Below are 18,094 nucleotides of genomic sequence, written 5' to 3'. Positions count from 1 at the left end.
TTCGGACTTTCCCGTACTTTTGCCAGAGAAGTACCGCCGCATGCCTGGGCCGGGTAACCCGGGGCGAAGGTCAAGCGCGTCCCGCGCCCGACGGGAGGCGCAGCAGCGCGTCCATGTGCCGCCGGATCTCGGCCGCCCGGTCCGGGTCGCCGGTGCCGTACGGACTCTCGAAGTACGGCAGGACCGCACGGTACTCGGCGAGCGCGGCGGCGGCGTCGCCGAGCTGCTCCAGACAGAGCGCCGCGTCGTGGCGGAACGCCAGCGCCTGCGGGTCGGCCGGGCCCGCCTCGGCGGCCCGCTCCTCGGCGAGCCGGCGCAGCTCGGGCAGCGCCCGGCGGTACTGGCCGTCGTCCATCAGCGTCGCCGCGTACTGCTTGCGCAGGATCCGCACCACCGGGGAGCCCTCGCCGTGCCGGGCCGCGGCGGCCGGCAAGATCGCGCCGAGGATGTCCACGGCCTGGGTGATCCGCCCCTCGCCGAGGAGCCGCTTGGCCTCGTCGACGGCGCCCGCGACATCGGGCCGCGCCGGTCCGGGCGCCTGGGGCGGCACCGGCGGCGCGGCGGGGGGCACGTGCGCCGGCGGCGGGGTGGCCGCGCGGTCCGGCCAGGGGGCGTGTGGGCGCAGGAAGGGGCGTGTCGGGTCGAGCGGGTGGCCTGCCGGGGTCCCGCGCACCGGGAGCAGCGGGGCGAGCGCCTCGTACACCTCCTGCGCGGAGGCGGGCCGGCGCCCCGGGTCCTTGGCGAGCAGCCGCAGCACCAGCGCCTCCAGGGCCTCGGGCACCTCCGGGCGGACCTGGCGGACCGGGAGCGGCGGCTCGTAGAGGTGGCGGTGGAGCACACCGAGCGCGGTGGTCCCGGCGAACGGGACGTTTCCGCTGAGCAGTTCGTGGAGCAGCACCCCGAGCGCGTACAGGTCCGTGTACGGGCCGACCACGCCGCCCATCGCCTGCTCGGGCGCCATGTACGCCGGGGAGCCGATCGGCGAGCCGGTGCGGGTGAGGCGGGTGGTGTCGTGGTCGAGGACCGCGGCGACGCCGAGGTCGAGGACGGTGACCGTGCCGTCGGGCCGCACCATCACGTTGCGCGGCTTGAGGTCGCGGTGGACGATCGGCACCGCGTGCACGGCCGACAGGGCCGCGCACAGCTGGGCCGCGACCGCCACCGCCCACGGCCAGGGGTAGGGCTCGTGCTCGGCGAGGTGGTCGGCGAGGTCGGCGCCCTCCACGTGCTGCATCACGAGGTAGAGGTCGTCGCCGTCGCTGCCCGCGTCGTGGACGGTGACCAGCCCCGGGTGGTCGACCTGCGCGGTCACCCGGCACTCGCGCGCGAAGCGGCGCCGGGTCTCGTCGGCGGCGCTCGCGCCCGCCACCGCGTCGGGGCGCAGCAGCTTCACCGCGACCCGGCGGTCCAGACGCTGGTCGTACGCCGTCCAGACCTGGCCCATCCCGCCCTGGCCGAGCAGCGCCGCCAGCTCGTAGCGCCCCGCGATCACCCGTCCGGCGCTCACCGGCCCTCCTCCTGGGGCAGCAGGCTGCTCAGCTCGTCGAGCTCGGCGCGGACCTGGTGGATGCGCGGGGACGGCCGCGCGGGCGGGTGCGGCGGCGCGGGCGGCGGGGGCGGCAGGCGCCGCTGGTGGAAGTGGATGTCGGCGGCCAGGTAGTGGACGAGCACCACGAGCGCCTGCACCAGCAGGATCACCATGCCCGTGGTGGACACCCAGGTGTCCTTGAAGTGGGTGTGCAGCATCGACAGACAGCCGAGGTTGACCGCGAGCTGCGCCCAGAACAGCGCCCAGGCGCGCCGGGTGCGGCGGAGGATGGCGAGCCGCAGCATCGCCGTCCACGCCAGCAGCCCGAGGGTGAGCACCACCAGCACGGAGAAGACCACCCTGATGGTGATCACCTTCATGCTCGCGGGGCTCGGCATCTGCGCTCCTGACAGGGCGGTACGTACATCGCTGGCCAGAGCGTAGAGGTGACGCGCGGTCAGGGTCCACCCAGGTCGGGGCCCGGGTCGGGGACGCCCGGGCGGAAGCCGACGGTCCGGATCTTCCCGGGATTCGTTCGGGATCCACCCGGGATCTACTCGGGCCGTACGGCGCCGTCCGTGAGCCCGTCGTGCAGCCCCTGCACCAGTTGCTCGCCGAGGCGTCCCGCGAGCCGCAGCGCGTCCTCGAACGCGGCGAGCGCCCGGAACCGCTCGCCGTAGCGGCGCTGTTCGGCCAGCGGCAGCCGCGGCAGCTGGAGCCTGCGGACGTCGAGCCGGGAGGCGGTGGTGGCGTAACTGCTGGCCTGGCGGTTGTTGGCGGTGCCGCGCAGGAACCCGGCGAGGAACCACGGGTCGAGGGCGGCCGGGGCGGGCCGCAGCAGCTGGAGGTTGCGGCCGAGCGCGGCCCCGGCGGCGGCCTCGTCGACGACCCGCGCGACGGTGCCGCCGCCGAGCACCGGCACCACCACGTCCCCGGGTTCGGTCAGGACCGGGTCCTCGGCGGGACCGTCGGGCAGGGTGCCGGAGGGGGCGGTGCCGCTCAGCACGTCCTGTTCGGTCAGGACCGGCACGCCCGCGGCCGCGGCGCCCGTACCGCCGGAGCGCAGCACCAGGGCGCCGGCCCGGGCGAGTTCGCCGACGGTGGTCAGCGGCAGCCGGGTGCCCGGGTGCGGGGCGGGGGCCGCGGCCGGCGGGGTGAGTTCGGCGGTCCGCCGCAGGGTCGCGCCGAGCTCCTCGCGGACGGCCTCCAGGGCGTCGGCGCCGCCCGCCGCGGCCGGGGGCGGCAGATGGCGGGCGGGGGCCAGGTCCACGTCGTCGTCGAGGAGTTCGATGACCGGGACCGCGCGGGAGACCCCGGGCCGCTCCTCGGCGGTGCCGTCCCGGTCGAAGGGCGCCCAGGCGTCGAGGACCGCGCTCCGCACGGTCTGCCAGGGCAGCTTGTCGCGGCCGCCCCCCTCGCCGCCGGGCAGCCCGGCCGCGTCGACGAGCAGCAGCTCGGGCGCGGGGTGGGCGCCCGCGCCCGGCTTGCGCAGCACCCACAGGTGGAGCGGGATGCCGTACGGGGGCGCGGCGCCGGCGGGCAGCGCGATGACCGCCCGCAGGGCGCCCCGGCGCAGCAGCCCGGCGCGGATGCGGCGGCCGGAACGGCGGGAGGCGGCGGCGGGCGGCATCAGCAGGACGGCCGTGCCGCCCTCGCGCAGCCGGGCCAGCGCGTGCTGCACCCAGGCCAGTTCGGACTCGGTGCGCGCGGGCAGGCCGTACTCCCAGCGCGGGTCGTAGGCGAGCTCGTCGTGGCCCCAGTTGCGCTCGTTGAACGGCGGGTGGCAGAGCACCGCGTCGACCGTGAGCGCGGGGAAGGCATCGGCGCGCAGCGAGTCGGCGGCGGCGGTGTGCACCTCGGCGGGGCCGTGCAGGGCCAGGCGCAGCCCGGCCAGCGCCGCGAGCTCCGGGTCGGCGTCCTGTCCGTACACCGCCTCCGCGTGCGGGACCGCGCGCAGCAGCGTGCCGGTGCCGCACGCGGGGTCGAGCACCGAGGCGGCCTGGGAGGCGAGCGCGAGCGCGGCCATCAGCTCGGCGGGGCCGGGCGGGGTGAGCGTGTACTGGCGCGGGTTGGCGTCGAGATGGCGGCCGAGCAGGAACTCGAAGGTCTGCCGGGCGCCCAGCTCGGCGGCGAGCTCCCCGACCGCGCGCAGCAGCGGTACGGACGCGGCGAGCTCGGCCGGGGCGGGGGCGGCCGGGGCGGGGGCGGGCTGGGCTGGGGCGGGCTGGGCTGGGGCGGGCGTGTTCACAGCGCCGCTGTGAACACCCTCTTCCAGCGTCCGCGCCAGCGCCTCGGCGAAGCCGGTGTCCCCGAGTGCGGTGAGCCGGCGCCAGCCGTCCGGGTCGTCCCGGGCCAGCAGGAGCGCCCGGCCCGCGTGGACCAGGCCGGTCACCGCCCCGGCGGGGTGGCCGGAGAGCTGCTGCCAGACGCGTTCGCGCAGCGGGACCTCGGCGAGTTTCCCCTGGTGGCGCAGCCACTGCTCGACCTCGGGCAGGGCGAAGGAGGGGCTGGTCTCGGTGCCGCCGACGGGCTTGGGGAAGTCGGCGTGGCGGCGGCGCCAGTTGCTGACGGCCGCCCGGCCCACCCCGGCGAGCCGGGCGATCCCGGCGGCGGTCACCTCGCCTGCGTTGTCCGGCACGGGCCCGACTCCCCTCGTCTGTGTGCCGCCCAGCATAGCGATCCGCCTCGGAGCACTCCATACACGACCGTGAACAAAGCAATCCCTGTGAACCTTGTTGACTCGGTTCACAGTCTCTGCTGTGATTGACCCATCGGTTCACCAGGCCCCAGGGCCCGACGGAAAGGCACAGCCATGTCCCAGCACCAGCGCAACTGGTTCGCCCGCCACAAGGTCCTCACCGGCGTCGGCGCGGTCGTCGCGGTCGTCGCCGTCGGCGGCGCGGTCGGCGCGGGCGGCGGTTCGGACGACAAGGCACCCGCCACCGCGGCCACGCGGCAGGCCCCCGGGAAGACGGACGGGAGCCCGGCGGGCGGGAAGAAGCAGGAGGCGGGCGGGAAGAAGGAGAAGGGCCTGGGCGACGGCACCTTCCAGGTCGGCCCGGACATCAGGCCCGGCACCTACGTGAGCACCGGCAACAAGGACGGCTGCTACTGGGAGCGGTCCAAGGACGCCTCGGGCAGCACCGACGCCATCCTCGCCAACGACAACGTCACGGGCGCCAGTTACGTCACCGTGGCGGCGAGCGACAAGATCTTCAAGAGCAGCGACTGCGCGGACTGGCACCTCCTCGACCCCAAGGCCCCCGCCAAGGGCGCCCCCAGGACGACGCTCAAGGGCGACGGGGGCATGTTCAAGGTGGGCACCGACGTCGCGCCGGGCACGTACAAGTCGGCCGGCAACAAGGACGACCAGTGCTACTGGGAGCGCGCCAAGGACGCCTCGCACAGCACCGAGGCCATCCTGGCGAACGAGAACGTGAGCGGCACGGCGATCGTGAGGATCGGCGCGGGTGACGCGTACTTCAAGAGCAGCGGCTGCCAGGACTGGGTGAAGACGGGCTGAGCGTCAGCCGTGCCGGGGGAGACGGGCGGGCCTCACCCCGTGGGCAGCTTCTGCTGCGGGCACTCGGTGAGGACCTTCTTCATCGCCTCCTTCTCGGCCTCCGTCACCCACACCCCGTACTTCTTCTTGACGGCCACCTGGTCCGCCACGTACGTGCAGCGGCCGGCCGCGAACGTCGGCAGCCAGGTCGCCGCGTCGCCGTCGCTCTTGCGCCGGTTCTCGCTCGCGTCGACGGCCAGCAGGTTCAGCGGGTCGTTGGCGAACGCCACCCGCTTCTTCCTGTCCCAACTCCGGGCACCCTTCTGCCAGGCGTCCGACAGGGCCACCACATGGTCGATGTCGACCTTGCTGCTGCCCCGGACGAACTTGATGGTCCGGCCGGTGTAGACGTCCTTGGCCAGGGTCCCGGACGCGATGTCGCACTTGTCCTTGTACTTCACGTCCTTGAGATCCCGTTTGAGGATGTCCTCCCGGGTGGCGCAGCCGTTGGCGTCCGTGTCGGTCCAGCCCCGGCCGAACTGGTCGCGCGAGTAACCGGTCTTCGGCGCCCGGCCCTTCACGGTGAGGGTGTCGACGGCCGCCAGGGCGCCGCCCCGCGCGGCGGGCGCGCCGGGCTTCGCCGTCCTGGTGCCGCTGTCGCTGTCGCTGTCGCTGTCGGAGCAGCCGGTGAGGGAGAGCGCGGCCGCGAGCACGGCGGCGCCCAGGGCGGTTCGGTACGTACGCGTCACAACGGGCCGTCCTCTGGCGAAGTTGGCGGAACCCCAAAATCCTAGGGACTCCTACCCGCCGACCCGGCCTCCATAGGGGCTCGAAGGCGGAAAGTCACCGGCGGTCCGGACGCCCGCGCACGGCGGCGCGGGCCCGCACCGCGCTCACGACCCCAGGATCGTGGTGAGGAACTCGCCCGTCCACGCCAGCAGTTCGCGGCCCACCACCGGCTTGCCGCCGATCTTGCCGGCCGTCGGGCGCGGCACCAGGATCTGGCGGGTCGGCGCCTTGATGACCGTGCGCGGGTGGAGCCGCTTCAGCCGCAGCTCCTGGGACTCGCGCAGCTCCACCGGCGCGAAGCGGATGTTGGCGCCCTGGAGCACGATCTCACCGACGCCGCAGGCCCGCGCCAGCATCCGCAGCCCGGCCACCAGGAGCAGGTTCTCCACCGGCTCGGGCAGCTTGCCGTACCGGTCGGTGAGCTCCTCGCGGACGGCCCGGATGTCGTCCTCGGAGGTGGCCGAGGCGATAGCGCGGTAGGCCTGGAGGCGCAGCCGCTCGCCCGGCGCGTAGTCGTGCGGGACGTGCGCGTCGACCGGCAGCTCGATCTTGACCTCCAGCGGGGCCTCCTCCTGCTCCCCGCCCTCCAATTGCGCCCGGTAGTCCGCCACCGCCTCGCCGACCATCCGTACGTACAGGTCGAAGCCGACGCCCGCGATGTGGCCGGACTGCTCGCCGCCGAGCAGGTTGCCCGCGCCGCGGATCTCCAGGTCCTTCATCGCCACGTACATGCCCGCGCCCATCTCCGTGTGCTGGGCGATGGTCGCCAGGCGCTCGTGGGCGGTCTCGGTGAGCGGTTTCTCCGGCGGGTAGAGGAAGTAGGCGTACCCGCGGTCGCGGCCGCGGCCGACGCGGCCGCGCAGCTGGTGGAGCTGGGAGAGGCCGAAGTTGTCGCCGCGCTCGACGATGAGGGTGTTGGCGTTGGAGATGTCGATGCCGGACTCGACGATCGTGGTCGAGACGAGCACGTCGAACTTCTTCTCCCAGAAGTCGACGACGACCTGCTCCAGTTCGGACTCGCCCATCTGTCCGTGCGCGGTGCGGATGCGCGCCTCGGGCACGATCTCGCGCAGCCGCGCCGCCGCCCGGTCGATGGACTCGACCCGGTTGTGGATGTAGAAGACCTGGCCCTCGCGCAGCAGTTCGCGCCGGATCGCGGCGCCGATCTGCTTCTCCTCGTACGGCCCGACGAAGGTGAGCACCGGGTGGCGCTCCTCCGGCGGGGTGGTGATCGTCGACATCTCGCGGATGCCGGTGACCGCCATCTCCAGCGTGCGGGGAATGGGGGTGGCGGACATGGTCAGCACGTCCACGTTGGCGCGCAGCTTCTTCAGCTGCTCCTTGTGCTCGACGCCGAAGCGCTGCTCCTCGTCGACGATGACCAGACCGAGGTCCTTGAACTTGGTCTCGGAGGAGAAGAGGCGGTGGGTGCCGATGACGATGTCGACGGAGCCGTCCTTGAGTCCCTCCAGGGTCGCCTTCGCCTCGGTGTCGGTCTGGAAGCGGCTGAGCGCCCGCACGTTCACCGGGAACTGGCCGTACCGCTCGGAGAAGGTGCCGAAGTGCTGCTGGACCAGGAGCGTGGTGGGCACCAGGACCGCGACCTGCTTGCCGTCCTGGACCGCCTTGAAGGCCGCGCGGACCGCGATCTCCGTCTTGCCGTAGCCGACGTCGCCGCAGACCAGCCGGTCCATCGGGACCGTCTTCTCCATGTCCTCCTTGACCTCGGCGATGGTGGAGAGCTGGTCGGGCGTCTCCACGTACGGGAAGGCGTCCTCCAGTTCGCGCTGCCAGGGGGTGTCGGGGCCGAAGGCGTGGCCGGGGGCGGCCATCCGCGCCGAGTACAGCTTGATGAGGTCGGCGGCGATCTCCTTGACGGCCTTCTTGGCGCGCTGCTTGGTCTTGGTCCAGTCGGCGCCGCCGAGCCGGTGCAGGGTCGGTGCCTCGCCGCCCACGTACTTGGTGACCTGCTCCAGCTGGTCGGTGGGGATGTAGAGCCGGTCGCCGGGCTGGCCGCGCTTGGCGGGGGCGTACTCCACGAGCAGGTACTCGCGGGTGGCGCCCTGGACGGTCCGCTGGACCATCTCCAGGTAGCGGCCCACGCCGTGCTGCTCGTGCACGATGTAGTCGCCCACTTCGAGGGTGAGCGGGTCGATGGTCTTGCGGCGGCGGGCCGGCATCCGGCCCAGCTCCTTGCTGGCCGTGCGCTGCCCGGTCAGATCCGTCTCGGTGAGCACGGCCAGGCGCAGCGCCCCGTCGACGAAGCCGTGGTCGATGGCGCCGCAGGCGACGTGGACCACCGAGGGGGCGATCCCGTCCGGGCCGCCCTTCTCCCGGTCCAGCACGGCGAGGCGGGCGGCGATGCCCTCGCCGCCGAGGACCTCCACGGTGCGCGCGGCCGGGCCGTGCGCCTCGGTGACGTAGACCACGCGCCAGCCGTCCGCGAGCCACTGCTTGGTGTCCGCGAGCGCCCGCTGGGTGTCGCCCCGGTAGGTCTCCGGCGCGTGCATGCCGAGCCTGAGGGTGCCCGCCTCGGCGGCCGCCGCCGTGTCCGGGCCGGTGTCGTCGGCCGCGAAGGGCGAGACGGACCACCACATCATGCCGAGCTCGCGGGCCCGGTCGCGGACGTCCGCGATGCCCCACAGCGAGGCCGCGCCGACGTCGATCGGGGCCTCGCCGCCGCCGGCCGTCGCCGCCCAGGACGCCTGGAGGAACTCCTGGCTCGTCGCCACCAGGTCGGTGGCCCGGGTGCGCACCCGCTCGGGGTCGCAGACGACCGCCATGGAGCCCTGGGGCAGCACGTCGAGCAGCAGCTCCATCTCGTCGACCAGGACCGGCGCCAGCGACTCCATGCCCTCGACCGCGATGCCCTCCGCGATCTTGCCGAGCAGCTCGCCCAGCTCCGGATGGAGCTCGGCGAGGGCGGCGGCCCGGCCGCGCACCTCGTCGGTGAGCAGCAGCTCGCGGCAGGGCGGCGCCCAGAGCCCGTGCTCGGCGACTTCGAGCGAACGCTGGTCCGCGATCTTGAAGTACCGGATCTCCTCGACGTCGTCGCCCCAGAACTCCACCCGGAGCGGATGCTCCTCGGTCGGCGGGAAGACGTCCAGGATGCCGCCGCGGACCGCGAACTCCCCGCGCTTCTCGACCAGCTCCACGCGCGAGTACGCGGCGGCGGCCAGGCCCTCGACGATCGCGTTCAGATCCGCCGACTGACCCGTCCGCAGCGCCACGGGTTCCAGCTCGCCCAGGCCCTTGACCTGCGGTTGCAGAACGGAACGGATCGGCGCGACCACCACGCTGACCGGGCCCGCCGCCGGGTCGTCGTCCCGAGGGTGCGCCAGGCGCCGCAGCACCGCGAGCCGGCGGCCCACCGTGTCGCTGCGGGGCGAGAGGCGCTCGTGCGGCAGCGTCTCCCAGGACGGGAACTCGGCCACCTCGTCCGCGGGCAGCAGGGAGCGCAGCGCCGCCGCCAGGTCCTCCGCCTCGCGCCCGGTCGCGGTCACCGCGAGCACCGGGCGTCCGCTCTCCCGGGCCAGGGCGGCCACCGCGAAGGGCCGCGCGGCGGGCGGGCCGACGAGGTCGACATGCATCCGGTGGCCGTCGGTCGCGGCCTTGACCGCTTCGGCGAGCGCCGGGTCCCGTACTACCGCGTCCAGCAGACCGTGCAGGCTCATGAAGGGCTTCCATCCCGGGGAGAGGGCAACGCGAACCGCCCGACACGTCGTACGGGCCGGGGTTTCCAGCCTACGCCCGCCCGCCGCCCGGCCCCCCGCCCCCCACCGGGGTGCTGCGCGCCGCCCCCGCCGACCGTGTGACACCCGCGCGGGAAGCAGGCCGGGGGGCGCGCGTCAGCAGGTTCACCCCTTCGGCGGTATTCCTGAGTAAAAGGTGAGCCTTTGCAAATGATGGGGAAACCCATAGGCTCCGGCGGACGTGCCGAACGCCTGGCAACACGGCGGCGTCGCGGCGAGACCGCCATGAAATCAGTGCCCGAGGGGAACCCGCTCGACATGCCCGACCAGGCGCGGACAGCGCTCCTTCAGCCCGAGCCGGTGCTCTCCAGCACCGGCATCCCGCAGCGGACCGGCTCCGTCGTCGAGGGGAGCCGCCCGAGCCGCATCTACGCCCTCGACGGCCTGCGCCTGCTCGCGGCCCTGACGGTCGTCATGTTCCACTACATGGCGCTCACCGGACGATGGCCGGAAACCGACTCCCGGGCGAGATTCCCGGTCACGTATCCGGTGGCCGCCTACGGCTGGCTCGGCGTCCAGCTCTTCTTCCTCATCAGCGGCTTCGTGATCTGTATGAGCAGCTGGGGCAAGCCGCTCCAGTCGTTCTTCGTCTCGCGCGTGGTGCGGCTCTACCCCGCGTACTGGTTCGCGGTCATCGCCACCACCGTGGTCGTGACGGCCGTGCCGGGCGGGCTGCGCGCGCACTCGTTCGACGTCGTCGTCACCAACCTCACGATGTTCCAGGAGCCGATGGGCGTCCAGAGCGTCGACAGCGTCTACTGGACCCTCTTCGCGGAGCTGCGGTTCTACCTGCTCTTCGCGGTGGTGGCCTGGCGCGGGCTGACCTACCGCCGCGTCCTGTTCTTCTGCTGCGCCTGGGCCGTGGCGAGCGCACTCGCCTACCAGTCGGATTCCGTCACCCTGCGGATGATCGTCATGCCGGACAACAGCTGGTGCTTCATCGCGGGTGTCGCCTTCTATCTGATGTACCGGTTCCGGCCGAACCTGATGCTGAGCGGCATCGTCCTGTTCAGCCTCGCCGCCTCGCTGCCCGCCACCCGCAGCACCTGGGAGCACGCCCAGGAGCGCCTGAGCCACCCCATGCCGTACTGGCCGGTCGCTGCGATCATGGCGGCGTGCTTCGCGGTCATGGGCCTGGTCGCCACGGGCAGGCTGTCCTGGATCCAGTGGCGCTGGCTGCCGTACGCAGGCGCCCTGACGTATCCGCTCTACCTTCTCCACGAGTACATCGGCTGGGAGATCATCGGCGCGCTCTCCCCCCAGGTGAAGCCCGTCCCGCTGGTCAGCGGGGTGATCGCGCTGATGCTGCTGGTGTCCTGGCTGGTGCACCGGTACGTGGAGCGGCCCCTGGGCAAGCGCCTCAAGCGGGGCCTGACCCGGCTCTGAACGGGCCGCGCCGGAAATGAAGCGGCCCCGGAGAGTCCGTGCGGACTCCCCGGGGCCACCCCGCCGACCCCCGTACGGCGGCTACTCGCTCGCGATCGCTCCGAGCACGTTCATGCGGCCCGCCCGGAAGGCGGGGACCAGGGCGGCGAACAGACCCACGAACGCCGACCCGACGAAGACGGTGAGGATCGTCGGCCACGGGATGTCCAGGACGCCGAGGCCCTCCAGGGCCAGCAGCTTCTGCGCGGTCGTCCCCCAGGCCATGCCGAGGCCGAGGCCGAGCAGGGCGCCGAAGAGGGCGATCACCACCGACTCCAGGCGGATCATCCGGCGCAGCTGGCGGCGCGAGAGGCCGATGGCGCGCATCAGGCCGATCTCCCGGGTCCGCTCGACCACCGACAGCGCCAGCGTGTTCACCACACCGAGCACCGCGACGATGATCGCGAGGGCCAGCAGGCCGTAGACGATGTTCAGGAGCTGGCCGATCTGGTCCTTCAGGTCCTTCTTGAAGTCCGTCTGGTCCTGCACCTTGTACTGCGGGTACTTCTTCAGCGCGTCCTTCAGGGCCGCGTAGGCCTCCTTGGCCTTGCCGTCCTCGGCCTTCGCGAACATGATCATGTTCTTCGGCACCCGGTCGGCGGGCAGATAGCGCTCGGCGGTCGTGACGTTGGTGTACATCGCGCCCTTGTCGACGTTGGTGTCGTCCGAGGTGATCGCCGCGACCTTGAGGTGGGCCGTACGGCCGCCCTTGAAGGCGACGGTCAGCGTGGAGCCGACCTTCACGCCGTGGTCCCCGGCGAACTTGTCGCCGACCGACATCGCGTCCTTGCCGTACGCCTCGGAGAGCTTGCCGGAGACCGTCTCGCGGCGCAGGTCCTCGGCGTAGGTCGGGCTGGCGGCGGCGAGGTCCTCGTCACCGGTCTTCCCGTCCGGGGTGGTGATCCTCACGTCCACCGACTTGTAGTCGGTGACGTGGGCGATGCCCGGGGTCCTGCGCAGGGCGTCGGCGGCCTGCGGCACGATCGGGCGGCCGTCGTTGCCGCCCGACTGGACGATGAAGTCCGCGCCGACCGACTTGTCGAGCTCGGCGGTGGCCGAGGCGACCATCGAGGAGCCGACCACGGCGAGGCAGGCCACCAGGGCGAGCCCGATCATCAGGGCCGCGCCGGTCGCTCCCGTACGCCGCGGGTTGCGCAGCGCGTTGCGCTCGGCCATCCGGCCGACGGGGCCGAACATCCGGAGCACCAGGACGCTGATCACCCGCACCACACCGCCCGCGAGCAGCGGGCCGATCACCACGAAGCCGATGAGCGTGAGCACCACGCCGAGGGCGAGGACGCCCGCGCCGGAGCTCGCCTTGTCGGCGTGGGCCGCGGCGTAGAGCGAGGCGGCGCCGGCGCCGGTGAGGACCAGGCCGATGATCGCCCGGACCAGGCCCGCCTTGCCGTCGGCCGGCGTACCGGCGTCGCGCAGGGCCGCCATGGGCGAGATCTTGCCCGCCCGGCGGGCCGGGAGGTAGGCGGCGAGGACGGTGACGACGATGCCGAGCAGCATGCCGACCACCGGGGTCGTCCACGCGACCGTGAGGTCGTCGGTGGACAGCTCCAGGCCCATCGAACCCATGATCTTCATCAGGCCGACGGCCAGGCCGACGCCCGCGCCGACGCCGAGGACCGAGCCGAAGAAGCCGAGCAGCAGCGCCTCGACCAGGACCGAGCGGTTGACCTGCTTGCGGCTGGAGCCGATGGCCCGCATCAGACCGATCTCGCGGGTGCGCTGGGCGACCAGCATCGAGAAGGTGTTGATGATCAGGAAGATGCCGACGAGGAAGGCGATTCCGGCGAAGCCGAGCATCGCGTACTTCATCACGTCCAGGAAGGAGCCGAGCGAGTCGCGGCCCGATTCCTTGGCCTCGGCGGCGGTCTCCAGCTTGTACGTACCGGCGCCGAGCCGGGCGGCGACGTTCTGCTTCAGCTGCACGTCGCTGACGCCCTCGGCGGCGGTGAGCGAGACGTTGGTGAACAGGCCGGTCCGGCCGAGCAGTTCGCGCTGGGCGGTGGCGGTGTCGAAGTAGACGATCGCCGCGCCCGGGTTGGTCACCTTGAAGGAGGCGATACCGGTGATCTTCGCCGTGAAGTCGCCGGTGACGGCGATGGTGCGCAGCTCGTCGCCGATCTTCAGGTCGTGCTTGTCGGCGGTGTCGGCGTCGACCATCATCTCGGTCGGCCCGCGCGGGGCGTGACCGGAGGTGATCTCCATCGCCTTGAGGTCGTTGCCGGTCCAGTTGGCGGCGATCGTGGGGCCTCCGTTGGAAGACCCCATGTTCTTGTTGTCGGAGTCGACGACCGTGACGCTGGAGCTGGAGACGCCGCCCTCGGCGGACTTCACCCCGGCGGCGCCGCGCGCCTTCTCCAGGACCGAGGCGGGCAGCGTCTCGGGCCGGCCGGTCTGCGGGCGGTCGTCGGCCTTGGCGTTCTTCGGGCTGACGGTGACGTCGGCGGCGGTGGCCGCGAAGAGCTTGTCGAAGGTGGTGTTCATGGTGTCGGTGAAGACGAGCGTGCCGCACACGAACGCCACCGAGAGCAGGACCGCGACGGCCGAGAGGGCCATCCGTCCCTTGTGCGCGAGGAAGTTGCGCATCGAGGTCTTGAGCACGGTCATGACGTCCGCCCCCGCGCGTCGAAGTCCTTCATGCGGTCGAGCACGGCCTCCGCGGTCGGGCGGAACATCTCGTCGACGATCCGGCCGTCCGCGAGGTAGAGCACCCGGTCCGCGTACGACGCGGCGACCGGGTCGTGGGTGACCATCACGATGGTCTGGCCCAGCTCGTCGACCGAGCGGCGCAGGAAGCCGAGGACCTCGGCGCCCGCGCGGGAGTCCAGGTTGCCGGTCGGCTCGTCACCGAAGATGATCTCGGGCCGGGCCGCGAGGGCGCGGGCCACCGCGACGCGCTGCTGCTGACCGCCGGAGAGCTGGGTGGGGCGGTGCTTGAGCCGCCCGGCGAGCCCGACGGTCTCCACCACGCGGTCCAGCCACTCCCGGTCGGGCTTGCGGCCCGCGATGTCCATGGGGAGCGTGATGTTCTCCAGCGCGTTGAGCGTCGGCAGCAGGTTGAACGCCTGGAATATGAAGCCGATGCGGTCGCGGCGCAGCTGCGTGAGCTTCTTGTCCTTGAGGCCGGTGATCTCGGTGTCGTCCAGGTAGATCTGTCCGCCCGTCACCGTGTCGAGCCCGGCCAGGCAGTGCATCAGCGTGGACTTGCCGGAGCCCGACGGGCCCATGATCGCGGTGAACTGCCCCCGCGCGATGTCGACGTCCACGTGGTCGAGGGCCACGACGCGGGTCTCGCCCGACCCGTACGCCTTGACGACCTGGCGCGCCCGAGCCGCGACCGCCGTTTGCCCTCCAGTGCCCCCGTGCCTGGGAATGGTCACAGCCGTTGTCACGGTTCTTCTCCTCGTTGCGAGTCAGTGCGTCCAAGCGTCGGCGGCTCGGCTCGTCCGGTGATCCCGGAGCCTCGTCGCCGCCGCGTGTCGTGCGTACGTCTTGAGTCTGGCGATCGAGGACGCCCGGCACCCTGGTGCCCGGCGGTGTCTTGAGTGGGGGGTTAGCCCCACCTCCCACCTGCGGCCCCCCGCAGCCGCTCGATGTAGGACCACGTTAAAGAACCGCTCCCCCTCTTCTCGTCCTCCGCCAGGACGAACGCCCCCTGCCCTGAAGTAGGGAGGAACCCGTAGGGGCTCTCCACCCCAGGGCTGAGTCCCGTCGGGGGCGTCTCCACCCGGACGCTCTCCGTCGCCGCTCAGGGCGGGGGTGAGGGGGTGGAGACGGGTGGCTCGGGCGCCGGGCGGGCGCGGTGGTGCCGCGGCGTGCGGGGTGGCCCGGGCGGCGGGCGGGCGCGGTGGTGCCGCGGCGTGCGGGCCGCTCGGGTGCTCGCGCGGTTCCTCGCGCTCCTCCGGGCCGGCACCGGCCCCCGGGTGCGGGGACGCGAGAGAAAACTTACCCACGGTAACCAATCCACCCGCCGAAATTTTCCTCCCAAGGACTCCCCAGCCCCCATACCGACCGGTAAGTTCGCCGCCACCCACCAGCGCTTCCGGCTCCCCGTCCCCCCTCTGCAAGGAGCAGCCGATGACGCACCACCACCCCTCCCCGGGCCTCCCCCAACTCCGGTCCGCCTACCGTCTGTTGCGACGCGTCTCCACCCTCACCGCCCTCGGGTACTTCGTCCTCTTCCTGCTCCTCTCCGGGTACGCCCCCGGCCTCCTCTCCCGGCACATAACCGGCGGCCTCACCGCCGGACTGCTGCTCGGGCTCTGCCAGTTGCCCGTGACGCTCGCCGCCGCGGCCGTGTACGAGTGGACCGCCCAGCGCACCGTCGACCCGCTCGCCGCGGCGCTGCGGCACCGGGCGGCACAGCGGCCGGCGCACTCCCGCCGGTACACGGACGGAGGCCCCCGATGACCGAATTCGCCTCCGACGCCCGGGCCATGTCCCTGGTCGCGTTCATCGCGGTGATCACCGTGACCCTGCTCCTGTGCGTGATGACCGCGCCCGACCGCGACGACCTCGGCGAGTTCTACACCGGCTACCGCTCGCTCTCGCCGCTGCGCAACGGCCTGGCCATCGCCGGGGACTACGTCTCGGCGGCCACCGTGCTCAGTACGGTCGGCGTCATCGCCCTGACCGGGTACGACGGTCTCGTCCTCACCCTGAGCACCGCTCTCTCGCTCGTGCTGCTGATGTTCCTGCTGGCCGAACCGCTGCGCAACGCGGGGAAGTTCACCATGGGCGACGCGTTCGCGCGGCGGGCGCCCGGGCCCGCGGTCCGGGTCACCGCGTGCCTGGTCACGCTCGCCGCGCTGCTGCCGCTGATGGTGGTCCAGCTGGCCGGCGCGGGCGACCTCATCGCGTTCGTCCTGGGCTTCGACACCGCGCGGTTCAAGACCGGCTGCGTCGTGATGCTCGGGCTGCTGATGATCGGCTACGCGGCGATCGGCGGCATGAAGGGCACCGCGTTCATCCAGGCGGTCAAGACCGTCGTCCTCGCCGTCTCCTCGCTCACCGTCGCCGCCCTGGTCCTGAACCGGTACGGCTGGAGCCCCGGGCGGCTGCTCGGCGAGGCGGCGCGGGGCAGCGGCGCGGGTCCGGCGTACCTCTCCTCCGGGCTCCAGTTCGGCGGCGACGCGCTGGACATGGTCTCCTCGCAGCTCACGGTGGTGATCGGCGCGGCCTGCCTGCCGCACATCACCATGCGGATGTACAGCGCCCGCAGCGCCCGCGCGGTGCGGCGCTCGCTCTCCTGGGCGGTCTCGGCCGTCGTGGTGATCTGCTTCGCGCTGATCGTGATCGGCTTCGGCGCGGCGGCCGTCGTGGGCCGGCGCGCCCTGACCGCGGCGGACCCGCAGGGCAGGACGTCCATCCTGCTGACCAGCCAGGCGCTCGTCGGCCCGCACGCGTCGACGGCCGGCACCCTGCTCTTCACCGCGGTCGCCACCGCGATCTTCATGACGCTGCTGGCCTCCATCTCGGGGATGACCCTGGCGTGCGCCAACTCGCTCGCCCACGACCTGGTCGCGCACGCGGTGCGCGGCCGGACCGGGGTGCGGGACGCCACCGAGACGAACACGGCCCGGGTCGCCGCGCTCGCCGTCGGCGTCCCGGCGATCGCGCTGGCGACGGCGGCCCAGAGCCACAACCTCCAGCCGCTGGTCACCCTCTCGTTCTGCCTGGGCGCGTCCGCCCTGGCCCCGGCCCTGGTCCTCAGCCTGTTCTGGCGCCGCTACACCCGGGCCGGGCTGCTCTGCACGCTGATCGGCGGCACGCTCTTCACGGTGGTGGTGATGACGGGCACGAAGCTGGTGTCGGGCTCGCCCCAAGCCGTCTTCCCCGCCCATGACTTCGCCTGGTTCCCGTTCACCACGACCGGCATCGTCTCCATCCCGTTCGGCTTCGCGGTGGGCTGGCTGGGCACGGTGCTCAGCCGCCGTGACGTCTACGCCCAGCGGCAGCGGTACGAGGCCGTGGAGGGCTGGATCCTGGCGGGCGCACGGCGCTGACGCGCTGGCCCGAGCCCCCGGTGAGCGGCCTCGGGGTCCGGGCGGACCGGCCCTGCCGCCCCCGGGCCCCGGGCCCCAGACCCCGGGCGCCCCGCCGGATCAGCCCTCCGCCGGGGCCCGCCCCGTCAGCCCCGCCAGGCTGCTGCGTACGTGCGCCATGTGCGCGACGGCCTCTTCGCGGGCCTGGGCGTGCTCCCGCAGCACCCGTTCGGTCTCGCGCGCGATCCGCTCGGCCCGCACCCGCGCCGCCGCGACCAGCTCCGCGGCCCGCGCGTCGGCGTCCTCCTGGCCGTGGCGGGCGGCCTCCCGCTCCTCGGCGAAGGCCCGCTCCGCGTCGGCCAGGGCGGCTTCGGCCCGGGTGGTCAGCTCGGCGTGCCGGGCGTCGAGCTCCGCCTCCCGCGCGGCCGTCTCCCGGTCGAGGGCCTCGAAGCGCGCGGTGTGCTCGCGCTCCTGCTCGGCCCGCGCGGCCCCGGTCCGCTCGCGCACCTCGCGCAGCGCGTCCGCCGCCTCGGCGCGCCACTCGTCCGCCTCGGCCCGGGCCTTCCCGCGGTGCTCGTCGGCGCTCGCCCGGGCCGCGAGCAGCAGGTGCCGCGCCCGCTCCTCGGCCTCGGCGCGGACGGTGTCCGCGTGCTCGCGGGCGCGTTCGCGCGCCCGGCGCCCGGCCGCGTCCGCCGCGTCCCGTACGGCCGCCGCCTCCTCCTGGGCAGCCGCCCGTACGGCGTCGGCCTCCTCGACCGCGAGGGCGTACAGCGCCTGGGCCCGGCGGCCGAGCGCCTCGTACGACTGCGGGCCCAGCGCCGCGGCCCGGTCGCGCAGGGCGGCCGCCTCCGCCTCCATGCGCTTGGCGAGGACGGTGAGCCGCGCCGCGCGCTCCCACGCGGCGTCGCGCTCCTCGCCGAGGACGCCCAGCCGGTGGTCGACCTGGTCGGTCCGGTAGCCCCGGCCGCCCCGCACGACGGCGATACCCCGGGGTGACTGCGGTGGTTCGGGCGCTGCACTCATCGTTGACGTCCTCCGACCTCTCCGGCTTGTCCGGGGCACATCCTGCTGGATCGAAGCGAAGTGGTCATAACGCGAC

12 protein-coding genes are annotated in these 18,094 nt (G+C 73.2%); 4 read left to right on the top strand and 8 right to left on the bottom strand.

Features of this window, described 5'->3' with window-relative positions:
* Window positions 1-70: 70 nt before the first annotated feature.
* The 3 genes from AC069K_RS21435 to AC069K_RS21425 form a co-directional block, all read right to left on the bottom strand.
* On the bottom strand, window positions 71-1,507 hold the full coding sequence (locus tag AC069K_RS21435; protein ID WP_478618561.1) for a serine/threonine-protein kinase: 1,437 nt from the start codon (window positions 1,505-1,507) through the stop codon (window positions 71-73).
* On the bottom strand, window positions 1,504-1,926 hold the full coding sequence (locus AC069K_RS21430) for a hypothetical protein (RefSeq protein ID WP_478618558.1): 423 nt from the start codon (window positions 1,924-1,926) through the stop codon (window positions 1,504-1,506). Before AC069K_RS21430 ends, AC069K_RS21435 begins: the two co-directional genes overlap by 4 nt.
* Window positions 1,927-2,081: 155 nt before the next feature.
* Window positions 2,082-4,202, bottom strand: coding sequence for an N-6 DNA methylase (locus tag AC069K_RS21425; RefSeq protein WP_478618555.1), 2,121 nt, complete (start codon window positions 4,200-4,202; stop codon window positions 2,082-2,084).
* A gap of 138 nt (window positions 4,203-4,340) precedes the next feature.
* Between AC069K_RS21425 and AC069K_RS21420 the strand changes: the two genes are divergently transcribed.
* Window positions 4,341-5,051 (top strand): hypothetical protein, encoded by a 711-nt coding sequence (locus AC069K_RS21420; RefSeq protein ID WP_365105837.1) that lies wholly within the window; start codon window positions 4,341-4,343, stop codon window positions 5,049-5,051.
* A 32-nt stretch (window positions 5,052-5,083) separates the two neighbouring features.
* Here the strand turns inward: AC069K_RS21420 and AC069K_RS21415 are convergent, their stop codons facing one another.
* Together AC069K_RS21415 and mfd are read right to left on the bottom strand one after the other, a co-directional pair.
* Window positions 5,084-5,779, bottom strand: a complete 696-nt coding sequence (locus AC069K_RS21415) for an HNH endonuclease family protein (RefSeq protein WP_478618552.1) — start codon at window positions 5,777-5,779, stop codon at window positions 5,084-5,086.
* Between the two features lie 144 nt (window positions 5,780-5,923).
* A complete protein-coding gene (gene mfd, locus AC069K_RS21410) occupies window positions 5,924-9,493 on the bottom strand; it encodes a transcription-repair coupling factor (protein ID WP_365105843.1) in 3,570 nt (1,189 codons plus the stop codon).
* A 303-nt stretch (window positions 9,494-9,796) separates the two neighbouring features.
* Between mfd and AC069K_RS21405 the strand changes: the two genes are divergently transcribed.
* Window positions 9,797-10,957 carry an acyltransferase family protein gene (locus AC069K_RS21405; RefSeq protein WP_478618549.1) on the top strand — a complete coding sequence of 387 codons (1,161 nt, stop codon included), beginning with the start codon at window positions 9,797-9,799 and terminating at the stop codon, window positions 10,955-10,957.
* An 81-nt stretch (window positions 10,958-11,038) separates the two neighbouring features.
* On the opposite strand, the gene AC069K_RS21400 is transcribed toward AC069K_RS21405, so the two are convergent.
* Both AC069K_RS21400 and AC069K_RS21395 read right to left on the bottom strand, forming a co-directional pair.
* Entirely contained in the window at window positions 11,039-13,618 is a 2,580-nt protein-coding gene (locus AC069K_RS21400; protein ID WP_478618546.1) for an ABC transporter permease, read from the bottom strand.
* On the bottom strand, window positions 13,615-14,403 hold the full coding sequence (locus tag AC069K_RS21395) for an ABC transporter ATP-binding protein (protein WP_358835702.1): 789 nt from the start codon (window positions 14,401-14,403) through the stop codon (window positions 13,615-13,617). Before AC069K_RS21395 ends, AC069K_RS21400 begins: the two co-directional genes overlap by 4 nt.
* Before the next feature lie 685 nt (window positions 14,404-15,088).
* On the opposite strand from AC069K_RS21395, the gene AC069K_RS21390 reads away from it, so the two are divergent.
* Complete coding sequence (locus AC069K_RS21390) at window positions 15,089-15,421, top strand: DUF485 domain-containing protein (RefSeq protein ID WP_358835703.1); 333 nt, start codon at window positions 15,089-15,091, stop codon at window positions 15,419-15,421.
* On the top strand, window positions 15,418-17,016 hold the full coding sequence (locus AC069K_RS21385) for a sodium/solute symporter (protein WP_365105854.1): 1,599 nt from the start codon (window positions 15,418-15,420) through the stop codon (window positions 17,014-17,016). The genes AC069K_RS21390 and AC069K_RS21385 overlap by 4 nt, the downstream gene beginning before the upstream one ends.
* Window positions 17,017-17,115: 99 nt before the next feature.
* On the opposite strand, the gene AC069K_RS21380 is transcribed toward AC069K_RS21385, so the two are convergent.
* Complete coding sequence (locus AC069K_RS21380; RefSeq protein ID WP_358991632.1) at window positions 17,116-18,018, bottom strand: coiled-coil domain-containing protein; 903 nt, start codon at window positions 18,016-18,018, stop codon at window positions 17,116-17,118.
* Between the last annotated feature and the right edge of the window lie 76 nt (window positions 18,019-18,094).

This window comes from Streptomyces sp. NPDC043908 (assembly GCF_056435525.1).
This window is presented reverse-complemented; position numbering and strand designations above follow the sequence as displayed.

Coding starts and splice junctions, on each gene's coding strand:
- AC069K_RS21430 (WP_478618558.1), bottom strand. CDS start 1,926: ATGCCGAGCCCCGCGAGCATGAAGGTGATCACCATCAGGGTGGTCTTC.
- AC069K_RS21420 (WP_365105837.1), top strand. CDS start 4,341: ATGTCCCAGCACCAGCGCAACTGGTTCGCCCGCCACAAGGTCCTCACC.
- AC069K_RS21390 (WP_358835703.1), top strand. CDS start 15,089: ATGACGCACCACCACCCCTCCCCGGGCCTCCCCCAACTCCGGTCCGCC.
- mfd (WP_365105843.1), bottom strand. CDS start 9,493: ATGAGCCTGCACGGTCTGCTGGACGCGGTAGTACGGGACCCGGCGCTC.
- AC069K_RS21425 (WP_478618555.1), bottom strand. CDS start 4,202: ATGCTGGGCGGCACACAGACGAGGGGAGTCGGGCCCGTGCCGGACAAC.
- AC069K_RS21385 (WP_365105854.1), top strand. CDS start 15,418: ATGACCGAATTCGCCTCCGACGCCCGGGCCATGTCCCTGGTCGCGTTC.
- AC069K_RS21400 (WP_478618546.1), bottom strand. CDS start 13,618: ATGACCGTGCTCAAGACCTCGATGCGCAACTTCCTCGCGCACAAGGGA.
- AC069K_RS21380 (WP_358991632.1), bottom strand. CDS start 18,018: ATGAGTGCAGCGCCCGAACCACCGCAGTCACCCCGGGGTATCGCCGTC.
- AC069K_RS21405 (WP_478618549.1), top strand. CDS start 9,797: ATGAAATCAGTGCCCGAGGGGAACCCGCTCGACATGCCCGACCAGGCG.